General features: G+C 69.7%; 18 protein-coding genes, 1 other RNA gene and 3 pseudogenes. 8 read left to right on the forward strand and 14 right to left on the reverse strand.

Annotated elements, in window-relative coordinates; all coding sequences use genetic code 11:
• The first annotated feature begins 63 nt into the window (after window positions 1–63).
• The gene (locus ACZ6BB_RS15920; protein ID WP_471615782.1) at window positions 64–1536 is read left to right on the forward strand and encodes a bifunctional RNase H/acid phosphatase; all 1473 of its coding nucleotides are present in this window, start codon (window positions 64–66) and stop codon (window positions 1534–1536) included.
• On the opposite strand, the gene eda is transcribed toward ACZ6BB_RS15920, so the two are convergent.
• Both eda and yaaA read right to left on the reverse strand, forming a co-directional pair.
• Complete coding sequence (eda, locus tag ACZ6BB_RS15925; RefSeq protein ID WP_471615783.1) at window positions 1522–2256, reverse strand: bifunctional 4-hydroxy-2-oxoglutarate aldolase/2-dehydro-3-deoxy-phosphogluconate aldolase; 735 nt, start codon at window positions 2254–2256, stop codon at window positions 1522–1524. The two genes, ACZ6BB_RS15920 and eda, sit on opposite strands and share 15 nt — an antisense overlap.
• Before the next feature lie 84 nt (window positions 2257–2340).
• Window positions 2341–3123 (reverse strand): peroxide stress protein YaaA, encoded by a 783-nt coding sequence (gene yaaA, locus ACZ6BB_RS15930; RefSeq protein WP_471615784.1) that lies wholly within the window; start codon window positions 3121–3123, stop codon window positions 2341–2343.
• A gap of 269 nt (window positions 3124–3392) precedes the next feature.
• Here yaaA and ACZ6BB_RS15935 point away from each other — a divergent pair, with 269 nt between their 5' ends.
• Window positions 3393–4955, forward strand: coding sequence for an RNB domain-containing ribonuclease (locus ACZ6BB_RS15935; protein ID WP_471615785.1), 1563 nt, complete (start codon window positions 3393–3395; stop codon window positions 4953–4955).
• On the opposite strand, the gene ACZ6BB_RS15940 is transcribed toward ACZ6BB_RS15935, so the two are convergent.
• Together ACZ6BB_RS15940 and ACZ6BB_RS15945 are read right to left on the reverse strand one after the other, a co-directional pair.
• Entirely contained in the window at window positions 4906–5649 is a 744-nt protein-coding gene (locus tag ACZ6BB_RS15940) for a hypothetical protein (RefSeq protein WP_471615786.1), read from the reverse strand. The genes ACZ6BB_RS15935 and ACZ6BB_RS15940 overlap by 50 nt on opposite strands.
• Window positions 5646–6425 (reverse strand): MerR family transcriptional regulator, encoded by a 780-nt coding sequence (locus ACZ6BB_RS15945; RefSeq protein WP_471615787.1) that lies wholly within the window; start codon window positions 6423–6425, stop codon window positions 5646–5648. Before ACZ6BB_RS15945 ends, ACZ6BB_RS15940 begins: the two co-directional genes overlap by 4 nt.
• Window positions 6426–6558: 133 nt before the next feature.
• Between ACZ6BB_RS15945 and ACZ6BB_RS15950 the strand changes: the two genes are divergently transcribed.
• The 3 genes and pseudogenes from ACZ6BB_RS15950 (at window position 6559) to rnpB (ending at window position 8727) form a co-directional block, all read left to right on the forward strand.
• A complete protein-coding gene (locus tag ACZ6BB_RS15950) occupies window positions 6559–7383 on the forward strand; it encodes a helix-turn-helix domain-containing protein (protein WP_471615788.1) in 825 nt (274 codons plus the stop codon).
• Between the two features lie 81 nt (window positions 7384–7464).
• Window positions 7465–8181 (forward strand): annotated as a pseudogene (locus ACZ6BB_RS15955) (DMT family transporter); the annotation flags it as partial.
• Window positions 8182–8317: 136 nt separating this feature from the next.
• Window positions 8318–8727: RNase P RNA component class A (gene rnpB, locus ACZ6BB_RS15960), an RNA gene on the forward strand.
• Between the two features lie 300 nt (window positions 8728–9027).
• Here the strand turns inward: rnpB and ACZ6BB_RS15965 are convergent.
• The 6 genes from ACZ6BB_RS15965 to ACZ6BB_RS15990 form a co-directional block, all read right to left on the reverse strand.
• Window positions 9028–9447: a tyrosine-type recombinase/integrase gene (locus ACZ6BB_RS15965; RefSeq protein ID WP_471615789.1), complete on the reverse strand. Its 420-nt coding sequence runs from the start codon at window positions 9445–9447 to the stop codon at window positions 9028–9030.
• Between the two features lie 695 nt (window positions 9448–10142).
• Window positions 10143–11474, reverse strand: a complete 1332-nt coding sequence (locus ACZ6BB_RS15970; RefSeq protein WP_471615790.1) for a caspase, EACC1-associated type — start codon at window positions 11472–11474, stop codon at window positions 10143–10145.
• On the reverse strand, window positions 11471–11839 hold the full coding sequence (locus ACZ6BB_RS15975; protein WP_471615791.1) for an effector-associated constant component EACC1: 369 nt from the start codon (window positions 11837–11839) through the stop codon (window positions 11471–11473). The genes ACZ6BB_RS15970 and ACZ6BB_RS15975 overlap by 4 nt, the downstream gene beginning before the upstream one ends.
• A 362-nt stretch (window positions 11840–12201) precedes the next feature.
• Window positions 12202–12519, reverse strand: a complete 318-nt coding sequence (locus tag ACZ6BB_RS15980) for a peptidoglycan-binding protein (protein ID WP_471616154.1) — start codon at window positions 12517–12519, stop codon at window positions 12202–12204.
• Window positions 12500–12883, reverse strand: a complete 384-nt coding sequence (locus tag ACZ6BB_RS15985; RefSeq protein ID WP_471615792.1) for a hypothetical protein — start codon at window positions 12881–12883, stop codon at window positions 12500–12502. The genes ACZ6BB_RS15980 and ACZ6BB_RS15985 overlap by 20 nt, the downstream gene beginning before the upstream one ends.
• Window positions 12884–13197: 314 nt before the next feature.
• Window positions 13198–13356 (reverse strand): hypothetical protein, encoded by a 159-nt coding sequence (locus tag ACZ6BB_RS15990; RefSeq protein WP_471615793.1) that lies wholly within the window; start codon window positions 13354–13356, stop codon window positions 13198–13200.
• 390 nt (window positions 13357–13746) lie between these two features.
• Here ACZ6BB_RS15990 and ACZ6BB_RS15995 point away from each other — a divergent pair, with 390 nt between their 5' ends.
• The gene (locus ACZ6BB_RS15995) at window positions 13747–15426 is read left to right on the forward strand and encodes an SWIM zinc finger family protein (RefSeq protein WP_471615794.1); all 1680 of its coding nucleotides are present in this window, start codon (window positions 13747–13749) and stop codon (window positions 15424–15426) included.
• A 47-nt stretch (window positions 15427–15473) separates the two neighbouring features.
• Here ACZ6BB_RS15995 and ACZ6BB_RS16000 read toward each other — a convergent pair.
• The 4 genes and pseudogenes from ACZ6BB_RS16000 to ACZ6BB_RS16015 all read right to left on the reverse strand — a co-directional run.
• Window positions 15474–15753 (reverse strand): annotated as a pseudogene (locus ACZ6BB_RS16000) (UvrD-helicase domain-containing protein); the annotation flags it as partial.
• A 108-nt stretch (window positions 15754–15861) separates the two neighbouring features.
• A complete protein-coding gene (locus ACZ6BB_RS16005; protein ID WP_471615795.1) occupies window positions 15862–16314 on the reverse strand; it encodes a hypothetical protein in 453 nt (150 codons plus the stop codon).
• Window positions 16315–16408: 94 nt separating this feature from the next.
• Entirely contained in the window at window positions 16409–17551 is a 1143-nt protein-coding gene (locus tag ACZ6BB_RS16010) for a NucA/NucB deoxyribonuclease domain-containing protein (RefSeq protein ID WP_471615796.1), read from the reverse strand.
• 388 nt (window positions 17552–17939) lie between these two features.
• Window positions 17940–18258, reverse strand: a pseudogene (locus ACZ6BB_RS16015) (maleylpyruvate isomerase N-terminal domain-containing protein); the annotation flags it as partial.
• A gap of 148 nt (window positions 18259–18406) precedes the next feature.
• Between ACZ6BB_RS16015 and ACZ6BB_RS16020 the strand changes: the two are divergent.
• Window positions 18407–19657 carry a hypothetical protein gene (locus tag ACZ6BB_RS16020; protein WP_471615797.1) on the forward strand — a complete coding sequence of 417 codons (1251 nt, stop codon included), beginning with the start codon at window positions 18407–18409 and terminating at the stop codon, window positions 19655–19657.
• Between the two features lie 116 nt (window positions 19658–19773).
• The gene (locus ACZ6BB_RS16025) at window positions 19774–20385 is read left to right on the forward strand and encodes a response regulator transcription factor (RefSeq protein WP_471615798.1); all 612 of its coding nucleotides are present in this window, start codon (window positions 19774–19776) and stop codon (window positions 20383–20385) included.
• Window positions 20386–20408 lie beyond the last annotated feature (23 nt).

The following is a 20408-nucleotide window of genomic DNA, read 5'->3' on the forward strand; positions in this document are numbered from 1 at the left end:
GCAGTCGCGGGCGGGCAGCACAGGGCGGTCGAGGGCGGTCGAGGTCAGTGGGAGGCTTCTGACGTGCGGGAGTTCATCGTCGAGGCCGACGGCGGTTCCCGGGGCAACCCGGGGCCCGCGGGCTACGGTTCCGTCGTCCTCGACGCGGTGACGGGCGAGACGTTGGTGGAGGCCGCCGAGTACATCGGCGTCGCCACCAACAACGTCGCCGAGTACCGCGGGCTCATCGCGGGTCTGAAGGCGGCGTACGAGCTGGACCCGGAGGCGTCCGTCCGGGTCCGGATGGACTCCAAGCTGGTCGTCGAGCAGCTGTCGGGCCGCTGGAAGATCAAGCACCCCGACATGAAGCCGCTGGCCGCCGAGGCCGCGCGGGTCTTCCCGCCCGGCCGCGTGACGTACGAGTGGATGCCGCGCGACCAGAACAAGCACGCCGACCGGCTGGCCAACGAGGCGATGGACGCGGGCAAGCGGGGTGAGCAGTGGTCGCCCGCCGCGTCCACCGCGGACCTGGACACGCGCGCGGCACGGTCCGCCGCGGCCGCCGCACCCGAGCCGTCGGGCCCGCCGGGTGACGCGGCGGCGGGCGCCGCGAAGGCGAGGGCCGCGCTGGCCGGGGCCAAGGGGGACCCCGCGCCGGGGGGAGGGCCGGGCGCCGGACGGGACGCGGGCAGGGCCTTCGGCCGCCAGGCCGCGCCGGCGTCACACGAGACTGCCGGTACCCCCCTCGCCTCCTCGGGCGGCAGCCGGTCCGCCGTGACAGGCGCCGACTCCTCCGGCGGCAGCCGGTCCCCCGAAGCCGGCCCCCGGGCGGCCGCCGATGGCCCCCGAACCGCCCCCGACGCCCGTGCCGCCGCCGCTGCCGCTGACGATCTCCGTGCCGCCAAGAACGTCGCCTCCGCCGCCCCCGATCTCGGGACCCCGGCCACCTTCGTGCTGCTGCGCCACGGCGAGACGCCGCTCACCCCGCAGAAGCGGTTCTCGGGGAGCGGTGGTTCGGATCCGTCGCTCTCCGAGGTCGGCCGGTATCAGGCCGAGCGGGTCGCCGCGGCGCTCGCCGCCCGCGGCACGATCCAGGAGATCGTGTCGTCGCCGCTGGCCCGCTGCCGGGAGACGGCGGGTATCGTCGCGGCCCGGCTCGGTCTCGGCGTGACGGTCGAGGACGGGCTGCGGGAGACGGACTTCGGCGCGTGGGAGGGGCTGAGCTTCGGTGAGGTGCGGGAGCGGTACCCGGACGACATGAACGCCTGGCTGGCCTCCCCGGACGCCGAACCCACCGGCGGCGGCGAGAGCTTCGAGGCCGTCGCGCACCGAGTCGCCGCCACCCGCGACGAACTGGTCGCGACGCACCGGGGCCGGACCGTCCTGCTCGTCAGCCACGTCACGCCGATCAAGACCCTCGTCCGGCTGGCCCTCGGCGCGCCCCCGGAGTCCCTGTTCCGCATGGAACTCTCGGCGGCCTCCCTGTCGGCCCTGGCCTACTACGCCGACGGCAACGCCACTCTCCGCCTCCTCAACGACACGTCACACCTGCGCTGAACGACGGCCACCGAGGCCCGCCGCCTCCCGCGCCAGCCCCTCGATCCGCGCCCAGTCCCGCGCGGCCACGGCATCGGGCGGCAGCATCCAAGTGCCGCCCACACAACCGACGTTGGGGAGGGCGAGATACTCCGGGGCGTTGCCCGGCCCGACCCCGCCGGTCGGACAGAAACGCGCCCGCGGCAGCGGCCCGGCGAGCGACTTCAGATAGGTCGTACCGCCCGCCGCCTCGGCCGGGAAGAACTTCATCTCCCGCACCCCGCGTTCAAGGAGTGCCACGACCTCCGACGCGGTCGACACCCCCGGCAGGAACGGCACCCCGGACGCCCGCATCGCCCGCAGCAGCATGTCCGTCCACCCCGGGCTGACCAGGAAGCGCCCGCCCGCCGCGACGGCCTCCGTCACCTGCGCGGGCGTGATGACCGTGCCCACTCCGACCACCGCCGCCGGAACCTCCGCCGCGATCGCCCGTACGGCGTCCAGCGCACCCGGCGTCCGCAGGGTCACCTCGATCGCCGGCAACCCGCCCGCGACCAGCGCCCGCGCGAGCGGCACGGCGTCGGCGGGGTCGTCGACGACGACCACGGGCAGGACCGGCGCCAAGTCGAGGACGGAGCCGCGCGAGGACGGAGGCGGAGGCGGGGACGGAGGCGGAGGCGGAGGCTGGGACGGAGGTGGGAACGGAGGTGGAGACGGGGCCGCGGGCGGGGGCGAGGGCATGCCGTCATCCTGCCCGGAGCGAGCAGTATGCACAACGCTCGTTGCACATACTGCAATGCCGCCGCAGCAGAGAGGAGAAGACAGTCAGTGGACCTCGTCCACCAGCACATCCAACGTCCACGCCTTCCCCGCCCCCACCGGAGGCTCCACCTCCACCACGTACCCGAGGTCCCGCAGCGCCTCCACCAGCTCCGCCGGGCCCTTGGGCGCGATCCCGGCCGTCAGCAGGCTCCGTACGATGCGGCCCTTGGTCGCTTTGTTGAAGTGGCTGACGACCTTCCGGGTGGGCGCGTGCAGCACCCGTACGGTCGCGGTCCGGCCGGCCACCTCGCCCTTCGGCTTCCACGCGGCCGTGTACGCCGAGGACCGCAGGTCGAGGACGAGTCCGCCGCCGGCGGCCTCGGGGAGCGCGGACGCCATCGGCGTACGCCAGTGCGTACCGAGCGCGCCGACGCCAGGCAGCTTCACGCCCATCGAGCAACGGTAGGAGGGGATCCGGTCCGTCACGCGGACGGCGCCCCACAGCCCCGAGAAGACCAGCAGCGAGCGCGCCGCGCGCTGCTTCGCGGCGGTCTCCAGGGTGGCGAGGTCGAGGGCGTCGTACAGCACCCCCGTGTAGACCTGCCCGGCCGGCCGCGTACCCGCCGTCAGCAGCTCCGCGTTCTTGGCCACCTCCCCGCGCAGCCCCTCGCTAAGCCCGAGCACCTCGCGCGCCTTGTCCTCGTCGCCGGTGCACAACTCCACCAGCTCACCGATCACCGCCTCCCGCGCCCCGTTGAGTGCCGGCAGCGACAACCCCTCCAGCTTCAGGGGAGCGCCACCCGCGGAGGGGGCCTTGCCTTCGGACGGGGGCAGCAGGACGAGCACGGGTGCTCCTTGTTCTCAGGGGGTTCTCGGGGTTCTCGGAGAGCTTTCCGGGGGTTCGGGCTCCGCGACAGCGTACGGGGTGGCAGGGCGGGGCTCCGAAACGCCGAGGGCGGCGGAGGCGGCGTTCCGGTTGCCGCTGTCCGGCGTGGTGGTTCCGCCTGTGCACGGGTCGGCCGGTGCTCTCATGAGGGTGCCGCCCCCCTCGCCCGCGCACCCGACCCGGGGCCCGACAGGGTGCCGTCCGGCCCGCCCGGCCCTACGCTCGACCCATGCCCCGCCGCCACCTCCGTGTCACGGGCGCCGCCGAGGCCCCGCTCCGGGCGGCCCTGCGCGCGCTGCGCGGGGAACTCGGCGTGCCCGACGCCTTCCCGCCCCAGGTCCTCGCCGAGGCGGAGCAGGCCGCGAAGTCACCGCGCCTGCCGTCGTACGACGCCACGGACCTCCCCCTCTTCACCATCGACCCGCCTACCTCCACCGACCTCGACCAGGCCATGCATCTGTCACGGCGGCCGTCCGACGAGGGCCGTGGACGCCACGGCGGCTACCGCGTCCGCTACGCCATCGCGGACGTCGCCGCCTTCGTCACCCCGGGCGGCACCCTCGACGCCGAGGCCCACCGCCGGGTGACGACCCTCTACTTCCCCGACGGCAAGGTCCCCCTCCACCCCACCCGCCTCTCCGAGAACGCGGCCAGCCTGCTTCCGGGGCACACCTGCCCGGCGGTCCTGTGGACGCTGGACCTCGATGCGGACGGCCGCACCGAGACCGTCGACGTCCGCCGGGCCCTCGTACGCAGCCGCGCCAAGCTGAACTACGCCGACGTACAGAAGCAGATCGACGCGGGCACCGCCGAGGAACCCCTCGCCCTGCTGAAGGAGATCGGGCAGCTGCGTGAGCGCCTGGAGATCGAACGCGGCGGCATCTCGCTCAACATCCCCGAGCAGGAGATCACCGAGCACCCTGCCCCGGACGGCGTCAACAGCGGCGACGGAGGCAACAGCGGCGACGGAGGCAACAGCGGCAACGGCGGCGACGGAGGCAAGAGGGGAAACGGCAGCGCACGCTACGAGCTGACCTACCGCACCCCGCTCCCCGCAGACGGCTGGAACGCCCAGATCTCCCTCCTCACGGGCATGGCCGCCGCCGAACTGATGCTCGCCCATGGCACCGGCGTACTGCGCACGCTCCCCGCCGCACCGGACGGCGAGGTCGGCCGCCTGCGCCGTACCGCCAAGGCCCTGCACATCGACTGGCCGCACCATGTCTCGTACGCGCAGCTCGTCCGCTCCCTCGACCCGCACGACCCGCGCCACGCCGCCTTCCTCCTGGAGTGCACGACCCTGCTCCGGGGCGCGCACTACACGCCCTTCCGTGACGGGCACCTCCCCGACATCACCTCGCACTCCGCCGTCGCCGCCCCCTACGCCCACTGCACGGCCCCGCTCCGCCGCCTCGTGGACCGCTACGCCTCGGAGATCTGCCTCGCGGCGGCGGCCGGCACCCCGGCGCCCGACTGGGTCCTGTCGGCCTTCGACACCCTCCCCGACGAGATGACCGCGGGCACCCGACGGGCCGGACGCGTGGAGCGAGAGTGCGTGGACATCGTCGAGGCGGCACTGCTGAGGGACCGCGTGGGGGAGGTCTTCGAGGGCTGTGTGGTGGACGTCGAGGAGGATCAACCGGCCGCAGGAACAGTGCAGTTGGAGATGCCGGCAGTCATCGGCCGTGTCGTGGGCACCCCTGGCGACCGGCTGCCGCTGGGGGAGCGGTTGCGGGTACGGCTCACGCAGGCCGAACCGGGAGCGGCGAAGGTGCGGTTCGTTCCGGCGTGAACTCCCGCACCAGGCGCACGAGTTGATCGGACTCGTCGGCGTGGAAACGCACCAGACGCACCTCTCTGGGACGCCCGAAGAAGGTCAGGTACGTGACGGGCGAGGCCAGTTCGACAGTGACGGTGGTCTGCGAACCCACCTCCATGTTCAGCTCACCGTCCCGCTTCTCGTGCGTCGTACGCAGCTCACGCCGTACCGAAACGATGGCGTCGAGCGGTACGCGCAGATCCACGGTGGCGAAGCGGCGCAGGCGCAGGGTCGTGCCGGTGAGGACGTGGGGGCGGGTCACGGAGGCGGCGTGGAGACCCACGACGATGAGGATCGTGTAGAGGTCGAGGACGAGGAAGGCCCCGTGCGCGAGGGGATGGTCACGCAGCAGTACGGCCATGGTCACGGTCTCGACGACACACACGAAGCCGAACCCGAACATCATGGCCCCCTGCCCGCGCGCGTACCCGAACGCCCGCCCACCGTCCTCGACCCCGTGCGGTCGCCGGGCCACCCAGCGCAACAGGCTGCCCAGCAGCAGGAATTCATGCCGGACGAGAGAGCAGGCGATCCGCCAGGCGCTCCTGAATCCCGCCGCCGTCCTGGCCGCACCTGCCGTCCTGGCCGCACCTGCCGTCCTGGCCGCACCCGCCGTCCTCGCCGTCCTCGCCGTCCGCGCGGTGCTCGCCGTCCTCGCCGTCCTCATGGGCGGTCCTCTCTCAGTGTCCGAAGCGTGCGGCGGATGGCCTCCGCCTGGGCCGGGGCGAAGTCGGCGTAGAAGGCGCGGAGGAAACCGCCGCTGCCGCCGTCACCGCCGTCGATGTCCAAGTCGGTGTCCGGCGGGACCATGTCCGGCGGCACCAGTTCGGCGAGTACACGGGCGGCCTCCGCCACGCGGGGGTCGTCGGGCTCGGCGTCGGCGAGCGCGTCGAGCAGCGCGTACGCCTCACGCACCCGCTCCACCGCGCCGGGGGCGTCCATCATGCTCTCCAGCGCGGCGAGCATCTCCGCACGAACCTGCGGCGTCGCGGTGGTCTCCAGCAGCGCGAAGACCTCCCGGTCCTTGGCGGCCATCGGGGACTGCGGCGCGGGCTCGAACCTCCCGAAGAGCGAGGCGAGTTCGGTGGACACGAGCCCCTCGGCCGGCAGCCGCCCGGCACGCGCGTCCTCGATCAGGACGCGCAGTCGCCCCCGCCGCTCCCGGATCTCCTTCTCCTGCCGGGCCAGATCCTCGTCCAACTCCCCGAGTACCTCGACGAGTTCGCGCCCGGCATCGTCCGCGAGCACGTCCCGCACCTCGGCCAGCCCGAGCCCCAGCTCCGTCAGCCGCCGGATCCGCGCCAGCACCACCGCGTGGCGCAACGTGTAGACCCGATACCCGTTCGCCCGTCGCCCCGGCTCCGGCAACAGCCCGAGATGGTGATAGTGCCGCACGGCCCGCGGCGTGACACCGACGGTCGCGGCCAGCTCTCCGATCCGCATGCGACCAGTAGAAACGTTGACGCTGCGGCAAGGTCAAGCCGCGGGGTCGCGGCCGACCGCGAGGTCTGGAGACATCGGACCTCCTCCGCGTCCGCCGGGCGTAGCCTGGAGACGGGCGAAGGGGGAGACCGGAGTGAGCGCACGCGGCGAGACACGGTGGACCCGAGCGACCCTCGGGCATCCCGACCGTCCCCTCGACCTCCTCACGGCCCGCTTCGACCGGCATCGCTACGCCCCGCACACGCACGAGGAATTCAGCATCGGCATCTGCGTCCAGGGCGCCTCGTGCATCGACTACCGGGGCGGCGCCCTCACGGTGGGGGAGGGCTCCATCGTCGTCCTGGACCCGGGCGAGGTCCACACCGGAGAGTCGGCCTTCGGCACCTACGCCTACCGCGGCCTCTACCCGGCCCCCGACCTCCTCACCGACGGCATCCTCGGCGGCATCCCGCACTTCCGCGACCCGCTCCTCCACGACCCCGAACTCGCCGCCGCCCTGCGCACCGCCCACACCGAGCTGAGCACGGGCCCCGACCCCCTGGAAGCCGAGTCCCGCCTCCCCTGGCTGCTCACGGCACTGGCCCGCCGGCACTCCACGTCCCGTCCCACCTCCGACACCATCCCCGGCGCGAACGGCATCGCCCTGACCGTACGGGACCGTCTCGCCGACGAGCTGGCGGCTCCCCCCTCCCTCGCCGACCTCGCCGCCGACCTGGGCCTCTCCCGCTACCAGCTCCTGCGCGCCTTCCGTACGACCATGGGCATGCCCCCGTACGCCTGGCTCGCGCAGTACCGGGTGAGCCGGGCGCGGGCGCTGCTGGAGGCGGGCGGCCGCCCGGCGGAGGTGGCCGGTCAGGTGGGCTTCGCGGACCAGGCCCACATGACGCGCTGGTTCAGCAGGGTGCTGGGAGTGACGCCCGCGGCGTACCGCAACAGCGTTCAAGACGTACACCGCTGACCGGGCGAAAATCGTCCCATGACTGCACGCGGCTGGGCCTTGTTCTCCTTGATGGGAGTCCTCTGGGGCATTCCCTACCTGATGATCAAAGTGGCGGTGGACGAGGTGTCGCCGTCCATGGTCGTCTTCGTACGCTGCGCCCTGGGCGCGGCCCTCCTGCTCCCCTTCGCGATCCGCCAGGGAGGACTGCCGCGCGTCGTCCTGCAGCACTGGCGCCCGATGCTGGCCTTCGCCGTGATCGAGGTCATCGGCCCCTGGTGGACCCTGACCGACGCCGAACGCCACCTCTCCAGCTCCACGGCCGGCCTCCTGATCGCGGGCGTCCCCATCGTGAGCGTCCTGCTGGCCCGCTTCTTCGGCGACACGGAGCGCCTGGACGCCCGCCGGACGACGGGCCTCGCCCTCGGCCTCGGGGGCGTGGCGGTCCTCACGATCCCCCACCTGACCGGCGGAAACGTCCTCTCCCTCACCGAGGTCCTGATCACGGTCATCGGCTACGCGACGGCACCCCTGATCATGGCCCGCCACCTCAAGCAGGTCCCCACCCTCCAGCTGATAGCCCCGGTCCTGCTCCTGTCGGCCGTCGTCTACGCCCCCGCGGCGGCCCTCACCCGCCCGTCCACCCTCCCGTCGACCCCGGCCCTGATCTCGCTGGCCGCCCTGGGCGTGATCTGCACGGCCCTGGCCTTCGTGGCGTTCCTGGAGCTGATCCGGGAGGTGGGCCCGACCCGGGCGACGGTCTTCACGTACGTCAACCCGGCGGTGGCGGTGGCGGCGGGAGCGGTCTTCCTGGACGAACGCCTGACCCCCGGCATCCTGGCGTCCTTCGCCCTGATCCTGGCGGGCTCGTTCCTGGCGACGGCATCGTCGGCATCGACGGCATCGACGGGACGGAGGACCGGCGGCCGCCGGGTAGCATGGTCGACACGGCAGACGAGCCGGGCGGACGGCCGCGTGGAGTCCCCCTGACGGGGAACTTCCCGAGGAACGTCCGGGCTCCACAGGGCAGGGTGGTGGCTAACGGCCACCCGGGGTGACCCGCGGGACAGTGCCACAGAAAACAAACCGCCGGGGACCTCGGTCCTCGGTAAGGGTGAAACGGTGGTGTAAGAGACCACCAGTGCCCAGGGTGACCTGGGCAGCTAGGTAAACCCCACCCGGAGCAAGGTCAAGAGGGGCCGCCGTAAAAAGCGACCCTGCGCGGACGTTCGAGGGCTGCCCGCCCGAGTCCGCGGGTAGACCGCACGAGGCCGGCGGCAACGCCGGCCCTAGATGGATGGCCGTCTCCCCGGCCGCCGCGAGGCGACCGGGCGACAGAACCCGGCGTACAGCCCGACTCGTCTGCCGCTAAGGGACCCATGACCAGGGAACATGCTGGTCAGGGGCCCCTTTTCCGTAAGTCGAAGGGCTTCATCAGGCCCCGGTTCGTACCGGTTCAAACCGGTACACGCGGCTGTGAACGTAGCCACCAAGGTAGCCACGAAGGTAGCCACCCACGCGGCCACTGCGGGCACTCGTCCTGATCAATGGGCTGCGGTGATTCTCCGCGCATTACAGCCCGGCTTGCCCGAACGCACGACACCCTCCATCGGCGGAAGGCTGGTGGAGGGTGTCAGGGGTTCGATGCGGGAAGCCTGGAAGGCGTTACGCGGCGATGAGGGCGGCGGTCGGCTTCGGCCGCGCTGTCAGGCCGGCCGCAAGGGTCCCATGCGTCTCGCCGTGGTCCTTGAGGAGGTGGCTGTAAGTACGCCGAATCTCCTCGACGGTGTCACCCACCCATGCGGCTACGGTGTGCTCAGGGATCCCGTTCTGGAGGCAGGTGGAGATAAAGGTGTGCCTGAGGTCGTGGAAGGTAGGAAGGCTCCCTTCCTCGTCCTTGTTGCCCAGCCTCCGCAGGGCGGGTTTCCATAAGTCATCGTTGAAGGTGTTGCGGTTCAGCAGGTTGTTGCGCGGAGTCGAGAAGTAGGCGCGTGCTGGACCGCGCTTGCACTCGTTGATCTTCCGCTTGTGCTCCCACAGCACGGTCTCCGTGAGTCGTGCCGGGAAGCGCGCCTGGTGCTCCACCAGGGCCTCCAGGAGGTACGGGGGTGCTGGCACGACCTTCGAAGGCGTGGGCTCGTCTTGAGCCGGTCGACGAGAAGGCACTTGTAGTCGGTTTCCTTGATCCTCAGCACCTGACGACGCACGCTCAGCAGGCAGCGGTCCCAGTTGATCACGTCCTCGCGCACTCCGAATGCCTCCGCCTGCCGGGTGCCGCACGCGAAACCGAACATGGGGATGAGACGGTAGCGCTTGGGGAACTCGTCATAGATCGCCCAGCACTCCTCCGGGGTGAAGACGTACGACGTTGACCGGCCCACGTACGGGCCGTCGACCTCGTACGTCGGGTTGGAAGCGATCTTCCGTTCTGGAGCGCGTCCTTCATGATCATCTGGAAGACCTTCCAGTGATCGTCCGCAGTGGAGTTGGCGATGTCCTTGTTCGCCTCAAGCTCCTGGAACCCAGGTCTCGACGATGTTCTCAGTCGCCTGTCGTCATAGAGAGCAGGTCAGGAACAGGCTCTCGCCGTCCTTCCACTCGTTGGTCTGATGGTCGAACGAGCGGTGGGCGAGGTGGCGCGGAACTGGGCCGCCGCGGCGTCGGAGGAAGTGAACCGGAGTTCGGGTTGTCGACCAGGTTGCAAACGCGCACGCTTTCATGGGCTCCTTTTTGCGTTCTTCCCAGTCGTAAGAACCCGCTGGTCACAGACAGGCTGACACTTACTCCAGGGGAGCTGTACCCCTTTGGAAAAGGCCCTGTGTGTCCCAGATGGGCTTCCCGCTGGGGTGACGGATCACTACGTTGCCGACATCCTCGATCACCAGGTAGCTGCCGGGATTGCCGCTGGTACCGGTGTTCCTCATCTCGTGACCGTCGGCGTCATTGATGACAAGGCTGCCGTCCTCTCGCATCGTGCAGCGGCCGGGAGATGTTCCAGAGGTCCCCCAGTCCCAAATGGGAATATTATCCTGGTTTTGGTAGAGCACCAGATTTCCATCCCACTGATAAACGAGCCGGTAAGCGCCTGAGCGTGAGAGGAGGGCTCGTCCGGTGGCCAAGGTCTGGCCGGAGGGGATTGAGTCGCTGCTTGACGTGGCACCGGAAGCACTTTCGTCCGCGCTCTCGTCAGCAGGTCTCGGCTCGGGCCCGAGAGGAGTATGCGGCCAGAGATGCCTCGATGCGTGGTCCGAAGTGTCCAGTCGGACAGGGTCGCCGCCGGTGGCGGACGCATCGTTCATCGGTACGGAGACGGCGACGGGGGCACTGCGATCTTTGAGCACACTCTGCAGCGTGTCGTCAGTCCCGTACGCGCGGTTGACGACAAAGGTGATCCTGCCGCCGAGTTCCGCGTTCTTCTGCTGAGGTCTAGGCAGGCCTCGTGCCGGAAGGATTTGAAGGAGCCTCTCATAGACAGTGTTCATGTCCAGGTTCGCCTCCTTTCCGTGGATACCGTTCCAATAGATACTCAGGAAAGCGCCAGTGAATCCGGTGTAGAGCTCACCAGGGGGAGACAGTGCCATGCTGGTAGGGGAAGTGGCGGTCAAGACATAACTTCCTCTGATGTCTGCGAAGTTATTCAGTCCGTCTGGTTCGCCCAGTCCGCCGGCCAAGCCGGAGAAGCAGCAATCGAGGATAACTACCTTGCGTTTGGTGAGGACCGTGGGGTCCAGCAGTACGCGCCGGACATCTGCGTACGAGAGGCTTCGCCAGGGGCGGTCTTCCGCCTTCGCCCTTGTCAGCGCGAGCAAGAGTTGATTGTCCGCGCCCAGAGTATCCGCCAGCCCGTGCCCGGCGTAGTAGAAGATCAGAGTGTCGGTCGCGCGAGCGGCGGCGTCCGCGAGAACCTCCAGGACGGCGGACGGCTCATCTTGGTCTAGAAGTACAGTGCAGTGCTCCGATGGCAGCCCCCAGGGTCCGTGGGTGAACGCCGCATGCAGCGCCTCAAGATTGTTCTTGACTGCTGGCAGATCGGCCAAGCTGCGGTCCCTGTAGCGGGCCGTCCCGACCAGTACAACGTGAGACTCGGTCCCATTGGAGAGCACCTGATTCACGACTGCCGGGTTTCCTGTTCGCCCTCCGCACCGTCGCTCAGGCGTGCGATAATTTCCTCGGCCGATACCTGTGTTCCAGGTTCAATCGTGACTACGACGCCTTGCGTCTCAAATCGTATTGAGCCACTAGAATTCCCGCGTCTCGTGCTCCGGTATGTCAGCACAGCGACGACAAGGCTGCCCAAGGCAGCCGCATTGGCAAGGATGACGTTTACTGCCTCAAACGTTCCACCTTGCTCGCCCGGAGAAGTCGGCGTCACGACGGGCGACATCCGGCCTTGATAGGCCAAGTCCGGGTCCCGGGCCAACCAGCGATACAGGGTGGCGGATCCCCCCTCGCCATCCACGCCGATACGAAGCTCCACGGTGCCCCCGGTTCATCGTGGTCTTCTGTGCCCCATCAGCAGACTTCACACAGAAGATCATCTTCTCTCATGGCCTTCAGCCCTATGTGACCTTCTGGCCAGGTCCATTATGATGTACACCAGCGTTACGCAGTAGTGAATCCGTCAAGAGGCGCCTGTGGGCAGCCCGGCCGCTGCGCGGTCTCCTGTCACGAGCAACGCTCATGAACTGTGAATTGGGGCTCGGGGAGCGTGCGAAAGACGTGTCTTTCCAGGTTCCCGACGACGGTGATGACGGTCTCGCCTGCCACGGACAGGCCCTTTCAGGGGTAGGCCGGCCCGCGGGTGCGGGCCGGCCGGGGCGGTCAGGCGAACAGGAGCTTTCAGGTGAGTGGGCCGGGGATGCCGTCCGCGCCGCCCGTGAGGGAGTCGTGCGCGAGCTGGAAGTCGCGGACACTCTGGCGGTCCGCGTCCGACCACTTCGGACCGGGCCCGCTCGTGTAGTGCTTCCCGTAGTCCTTCCGAACGAGCTGCTGCCCGAGCAGGGTGATGTTCACGTTGGACTTGCCGGGACCGAACTTGCCGACGCCGGGGAACGGCGGCGCGGGCTTCGCCGTGACCTTGCCCGGGAGGGTGCCCAGGAGCTTCTTGAGCGAGGTCTCGCCGGGGACACCGTCCGCGTCATCGCCGCTGAGGCCCAGGGACTCTTTGGAACTCCCGGTAGTTCAGGGTGTCAGCGTCCGTCCAGGTCGGGCCGGCGCCGCTGGTGTAGTGCTTGCCGAACCCGGCCTTGACCAGGGCCTGACCGACCTTGGTGACGTGGTTGCCCTTGGCACCGTAGCCGTACTCCAGGCCGTTGATGGTGACCTTGTAGCGGGCCACCGTGGAGCCGCCGCCGCTTGGAAGGGAACCGCCCGGGTTCGGGGCCGCCTCGTAGTCGCCAGCGGGCATCCCCGCCTTGACCCGCGCGTGGAGCTTGGTGCCGGGGCACGCGGTCGCGAACCCGTCGCGGTGCCCCTTCTTCGCGAGGGCGCGGCCGGTCTTCTTGCACGCCTCCTCGTGCAACGCGCGGCACGCCGCCAGGGTTGCTGCTAGGCAGGCATGGAGCGGGACGGGAAGCCCAAGCCATCAAGGTAGCCACAGAAACGCCCTCCCTGCATGTTTGTGCAGGTCGTAGCGTTGCGGTGATTCTCCCCGGCGTACAGCCCGACTCGTCTGCCGCCACCTGCGGCTTTGCCTCGTTCGAAGATCTTGGGTAGGGCGCTGAGCGCTCTGAACGCCGGAGCCGTACCGCGCCCCCGCGGGCGGCACCTGCGGCAGCGGGCCGTGATCCGAATGGGGTGGGGAATGTCGAGACACCGGCTGTCCAGAAGAGGCCGCTACATCGCGTGGTCGACGGCGGCCTTGATGTGAGCGACGGTTGTTGGGTGGGAGGCCAGCCACTCACCGCACACCCGCCAGCGAGGACTGGTGCCGTCGCTGAACTCGGGGCGCACCTCCGCGACGAATATGTGGTCGCAGTCGCTGCGCGAAGCCATGGAACAGATCACCTCGCCGTGTTGCTTCCGGGCGGGCACGTACGGATGGATCGACAGAATCGGAGAGCGCGTCTCCCGCACCGCACGATGCATGGTGCGAGGGTAACAACGTGGCCTCGCGTCGTAGTCGGCCTTCGGGACCTGGTGGACGGCCGACTCCGGGATGCGCACCCTGCGCCGTGGCGTGTGCACGCGATGGACTACGAGTATTTTGCGACGCGAGCCGAACCGCACGGCCAGCCGCCGCTTCCGCTCGGTGGTGCGCAGGTCGAGGCCAAGTGAGATGCGGAACCGGCTCCGCGCGTGAGGGTGTTGGGGCTCGCCCCGCATGAGGAGGCGGCGCTGGACATCCTCTTGGAAGACGTTGAGCAAGACAGGGGAGAAGACAGAATGGTGGACGCTCTCACCGAGGCGAACCTCAGAGCGTTGGCCGGCCCCCGCTCCTTCGAGCGGGGGCTCGGTTACGTCGATGCGGTGTCAGGGGTCGAGGTCGGTGACGGCTGGGTGACCGCGAGTGTCCACGGCACGGAGCGGTACGAGGTGGAGCTGGCCCTGGACGGGCCCGGCGGGCTGGGCGGTGAGTGCGACTGCCCGTACGGGATGGAGGGCAACTTCTGCAAGCACCTGGTGGCCCTCGGCCTGACCGTGCTCGGCCAGGGGGCGAGCCTGCCTAGGCAGCGGGAGGCGGCCCAGGACCGCGCACAGGACCTCGACCTGTGGCTGTCGGCGCTGTCCAGGGACGAGTTGCTCGACCTGGTGAGGGAACAGATGGGCGAGGACCGGCAGTTGCGGCGACGCCTGGAGCTGCGGGCGGCGGGCGCCCGGGGCGACCTCGCCGGGGTCCGGGCGAGCGTCCGTGAGCTGCTCGACGTACGCCCGTTCGCGCGGTACGGACACGTCGAGTACGCCGACGCCCGTGCCTACGCCGAGCAGGCCGGGCAGGCGGTGTCCGCGATCGCGGCGCTCACCGGCTCCGGACGGGCCGCCGAGGCGATCGACCTGACGCGGGAAGCGATGCGACTGCTGGCCGAGGCCGCGGAGAGCGTCGACGACTCCGACGGATGGCTCGGACAGGTCGGTGCCGATCTCGCCGCCGCCCACCTCGAAGCATGCCGCTCGGCATGTCCGGACCCGGAGGAACTCGCACGCTGGCTGGTCGGCCAAGCACTCGGTGACATCGACGAGGGCCTCACCGAGATCGATCCGCTCGACTACCGGGACGTCCTCGGTGACGCGGGGATGGCCGTCGTGCGCAAGCTGGTGGTCGAGGCATGGCGGGGCAACCGCACCGGGTGGGCCGAGAAGTACCTGCTGGAACGCCTGGCAAAAGCGGGAGGCGACGTCGACACGGTGATCGCCGTGCACGCGGCCGACCTCGCGCCGAACGGCCACACACATCTGCTCATCGCCCGCGAGCTGGACACCGCCGGGCGCCCCGACGAGGCCCTGACCTGGTCTGAGCGTGGCGTCCGGGAGATCCAGGACCTCGCCGCCGTCGACACCGCCCTCGTCGACCACCTCTGCGAACGCTACGCCCAGGCGGCCCGGCTCCCCGACGCCGTCGCCCTGCGCCGTGACCACTTCGCCGCTCGCCGCTCCCTGCTGACCTACCAGCAACTGCGCGCCGCCGCACGGGCCGCCGACTGCTGGCCGGCCGAGCGCGAGGGAGCGCTGGCTGTGCTGCGCGCCGACGCGGAGCGACAGCAACAGGGCTGGTACGGCGGCCCGGTCCTGGTCGACGCCCTGCTCGACGACAAGGACGAGGCCGCCGCGTGGCAGGCCGCAGTGGAGACCGGCGCCCACGACCGACAGTGGCTCATTCTCGCCGACCAGATCCGTCCCGACCGCCCCGCCGACGCACTCGACATCTACCTGCGCCTGGCCGAGCCGCTGTCCACGCAGACCGGCAACACGGTCTACCAGCAGCTCGTCGCCCTGCTGCTGAGCATCCGGGACTGCCACCACCGCCTGGGCACACCGGACATGTTCACCGCGTACATCGCCGCCCTGCGCGACTCCCAGAGACGCAAGCGGAATCTCATGCGGCTGATGGACGACCAGGGGCTGTGAGCTGGGGCCCCGCAATGCCGGAGCCACCCATGGTGTGTGCCCACAGCTCACGTCGCCGATGTCTTGGGGCCCGCCTCTTCCCACGACTCGTTGAGAAGCGGGCTCGGCTTTCCATCCCAGAACGCGTCCACGCCGTCGTGTGCTCTTGTCGCCGCCACGAACAGCAGGGACCGAGCCCGTTGAATCTCCTGCCGGTGGCGGACCGGGTCCGTATCACGCAATCTGTTGACGGCCTCGCGGGGTACCGAGTCCGGCCGCGAGGCCCGCGGTGATCATTCGCTGGCACTCAAGCCCCTGGCACCGGAACATCGTGCCGATGTGTACGCCATCTTCCAGTGGGCGGGGCGGAGGTCCTGCGGACTCGACGAGTCCCAGCAGCTGGTCCTCGGTGGCGAGGGTGCGGTTGACGGGCAGCAGGGGTTCCGACACCGACACCTACGCGGGCCAGAACTGCAACACGTGTTCCTCCACCTCGTACGCGGCCACGAGAAGGCGAGCGTTCCAGTGGTAAGGGGGCTCCAGGCCGGGCCGGTTGAAAAGGTGCTCCGGCGGCAGGGGGTCCTCGAACATGTCGTCGGAGTCGGTGCCGGTGGTGAAGTCGGCCGGGGTGTCGGTCGCGGTGCACGTGAACGTCTCGGTGTGGGTCCATTCACCCGGCAGCGGCTCGGGTTCCCGGTCGTAGACGAGGAAGCTGATCTTGACTGGTTCCCATTCGTTCGATCCCGCGGTGACGGTGAGGCAGCTCCTGCTGTCGGTGGCGGTCACGCGGGTGCGGGAGTCCGTGGACGGCAGGGCGATCCCGTCGGGTTCTCCCATTCCGATGACGTAGAAGGCGTGGCTCAGGGTCGCCATCCCGGTGTACTCGTCCACCGGCAGGATCTCGGGCATGGATCGTCTTCCTTCGTGGCGTTCGGCACGGGGGCAGGCCCCCTGCGCCCAGGGGGCGTGAGGGGCCTGCCGGTGTCGGGTCGGTCGGCGGTGTCTAAGCGCCGGCCTGCACGTAGAACTTGTCTCCGGGCAGGATGTGGTAGCGGCCGAAGAAGGTGCGGATGATGCCGCCCTGCGTGCGGTTCTCCTTCAGCGGCACCCACTTGATGGCCCGGTTGGGCGGGTTGTAAGTGTTGCCGCCCTGTGTGGTCTCGGCAAACGGGTACTCGTCACAGGAGGGCTTGGTGCCGTCGTCGTCGGGGTCCACGGTCCACCAGATGTCACCCGGCGCAGGCCTGACGTTGGGGCCGCAGGCCTCCTTGCGGTTCTCGGTGGCCTTGGCCTTGGTGGCTCGGGTGAGCGGAACCTTGGAGCCGGGGTATCCGATCTTGAGACCGGCCCGCTGGACCTTGCGTATGTTGTCGCCTATCCCAGGCAGGTTCGCCATGTCGGACAGCTTGGTCCAGTCCTTCTCGACGGACATGCGGGTCGGGTAGACGCAGCCCGCGCCGTACTGCCGGTCCTCGTCGTCGCAGCGGTAGGTGGACCCGACATACGCGGCCTCACCGCTGCTGTAGCCCGGCTTCTTGAAGCTGAACTCGTAGCGGGTGTTGCTGGAGCGCGGGTGCCCCTTGCTGACGGTGAAGGTGTGGTCCGCCGAACCGGTGCGGGCGGCACCGAGGGTGAAGGGGCGGGCGAGGTTGCCGCCGGCGCGGACCTGGCAGCCCGAGCGGCATGACGGGTGGAAGCTGGTGCTGATGCCCCGGGCCTCGCCGACGATCGTGGCCTTGCTGACGGTGATCTTCTCGGACCACTTGACCTTCTTGAGGTTCAGGTGGATCTCATGCCACGAGGTGAACGAGGCGGTCCCGACCAGGCGGCCGTTCCTCTTCACGTCGACCTTGATGTCCATGTGGTAGCAGTCCATGGTGCGGTTGACCGCGGTGGTCATCGGGTTGGGCTGCTTGCAGTACCCGGCGGGCTTGCCCGCCGCCTGCGGAGTGACCGCCTCGGCCTTGAAGTCGGCGGTGAAGTCGGAGGACTTCGCCACGGCGGCGGTGACCGTGAGCTCGCTCCTCGCACCCGCCTCCGCGGTTCCGCCGTCGGGGGCTGAGGCGCCGATGGTGCCGGTGGCTGCGACGATCAGCGTCGCGGCTGTGGCGATCAGTTTTTTACGGGATTTCATTCGACCGTGCATGCATTTCTCCCCGTGTTGTTCGAACCTGGGTGACAGCTGTGAAAGGACTGTCGCCCGTGGTGATCACATCACAGGTCGAAATGCTCATGACAGGCATTTATGAGTCGAACTGCCGTTCTATATTGGCCAGTTCCGGTAGCTCCGAGGGTGGCTGATTCTCGTCGTCGGGTGGGGCTGTTCGCTGCGCCCCTCGTACCTGTACCGACGCCGCCCGTCACGTGATCCTCGCGAGCCGGTGTGGGTCGTGGCAGGCAGGCCCGTTACGAGGGAGCGCAGGGTGGCCCTCATGGCGGTTCAGTGGCGGCTTGGCGGGCGCGCTGGGCCCGCGTTGCCGTGCCGCCTCTCAGTCGAGGACCAGCGGCAACTTCGCTGTCAGTAGGCCCAGTTCAGCCAGCACCCCCCTCCCGTCCCGGTGGAACTTGAGGGGGCCGGGTCCTCGTAGGCCGCGGCCAGCGGGTCCTCGCCGGTCGGGGGCTCGTGCGTGACGTGCCAGTACGTCGTCGCGTCGGTCGCGAGGGCGGTGTCGGCGGGGGCCGCCGGCGTGATCAGGACGTCCTGCGCGTCGATGACCAGGTGGCGGACGAGGTCTCTCACGAGCCGGCCGGTGCAGCCCGACGGTCGCTCGACGTCCTCGTCCGCGAGGTCGGCGTCCGCGAGGTCGACGACCGCCGGGCGCAACGTGCCCAGGAAGGCGCGGAAAGGTCCACCTCCGCAAGGTGGTCCGATGCATTGACCCTTCACGGGTCACACGCTTTCATCGCCTGCACCACCCTCGTGAGTCCTGTGCGCAGGGCCGGGGCGGCGGGGTGCGGGGGGCGGCTGGGGTCGTCCCTGGTCGAAGGGGGAGCCGGGTTGATGAGACCGTCCTTACGCATGCTCGTGAACGCCGCTCTGGTGGCTGCCGTCGTCACTCCCGTCCTGCCCGCGCACGCCGATGGCGGGGACGCGGCGCCGTCGCTCGCCCCGCGCACCGAGCGGATCAGCGTGGCCCCCGACGGCATCACCGGCGGCAACGGCCACTCCACCGACCCCGTCGTCAGCGCGGACGGGAGCGTCGTGGCCTTCGTGTCGTCGGCCACCAACCTCGGGCCCGGCACGGACGTGCGGAACAGCGTGTACTACCGGCCCGGGCCCGGGGAGCCGTTGCGGCGCGTCGCCGTGCCGGGGGAGACGACCTCGACTCCGCAGTTGTCCGAGTCGGGGCGGTTTCTGACCTTCGGTTCGTACGCGGCCACGACCGCCACCTCCTCCGTGCATGTCATGGACCTGAGTACGGGGGACACGCAGCGGCTGGCGCCCGCCACGGGTGACGGCTACCAGATCTCCTACGGCATCGCGCCGGTCAGCGCCGACGGGCGGTACGTCGCCTTCGTCGCCCGGCCCGCCGCCGATCCGAACGGGGCGTTCTCCTGCCGGGTCATGCTGCTGGACCGGAGCACGGGCACGGTGCGGCGGGTCAGCCGGGACTCGGACGGGTCCAAGAACTTCCATCGGTGCGACCAGATCTCGATGAGCGCGGACGGACGCAAGGTCGCCTATCTCGAGGGCTACTCGGGGCCGTCCGACGATGACCAGGGTGACATCCTGGTCTACGACCGCAGGAGCGGACGTACCGTGCACGCCGATGCCACCCATGACGGGGCGGTGGCCGACAAGTCGGCGATCGCCCCGGTGCTGAGCGCCGACGGCTCCAAGGTCGGCTTCAATTCCGTAGCCAGCAACCTGGTACCCGGCGTCGATCCCAACGGGAACACCAGCACCTCGTGGAACGCCTTCGTCCGCGACCTGCGCACCGGCACTCTCCGGCGGTACGACGGCCACGCCCCCACCGATCTCACCCTGGTCTCGGATCTGTCCCGCGACGGTTCGAAGCTGCTGCTGAACACGGCGGACATGAACCGCACCTCCCTCGGGCTGACCCTGCGCGACCTGTGCACCGGGAACGAGGAGCTCCTGTCGCCGGGGCAGGACGGCAAGCCCGTCACCGTGGGGGACGCGGCGCTGAGCGGGGACGAGTCGACCGTCGTCTTCGAGTCGTACCACCCCGGCCTCGTGCCCGAGGACACGAACCTGATCGGGGATGTGTTCGTCCGCAGCCGCCTCTGAGGGGGCGAGGCGTCCGGCAATCAGGGTGATAGGGGGGGCATACGTCGTACGGTGTTGTGGCGGTGTCAGAGGCACGCCGTGCGAGGGAGGCCGCTGGTGACCGGGCGGGAGCGACGTTGATCCGTGTGCTGCTTGTCGAGGAGACGGAGTTGATGCGCGGGGCCCTCGCCGCCTTGCTGGCCCGTGAGGAGGACATCGAGGTGGTCGCTGCGTGTCCGACGCCCGAGCAGACGGTGGCGCGGGCGCTGTCGCACCGGCCCGATGTGGTCGTCATCGACAGCGACGGCGGCAGCGGTGAGGACGGGGCACTCGGTACGTCACGGGAACTGGCCCTGCGGTTGCCGGAGTGCCGGACGCTGTTGGTGACCCAGTCGGCGACCGCCGGTTTCCTGCGGCAGGCGCTGGCGTTGCGGGTCGCGGGCCTCATCGGCAAGAACGGTCCCAGCGGCATCCTGGCGGAAGGGGTGCGCAAGGTGGCGGCGGGGGAGCGGTTCGTCGATCCGGAGCTGGCCCTGCTGGCGCTGTCCTCGGCGGAGAGTCCGTTGACGCCGAGGGAGCTGGAGGTGCTGCGGCTGGCGGCGGACGGCGTTCCGACCCGTGAGATCGCCGAACGGCTGTCGTTGTCGGTGGGGACGGTCCGCAATCATCTGAACGCCGTCTCCAGGAAGACCGAGGCGCGCAACCGCATCGACGCGATCCGGATCGCCCGGGAGTCGGGGTGGTTGTAGGCAAGACCAACCGGTGACCCCGC

Source organism: Streptomyces sp. NPDC041108, from assembly GCF_055592645.1.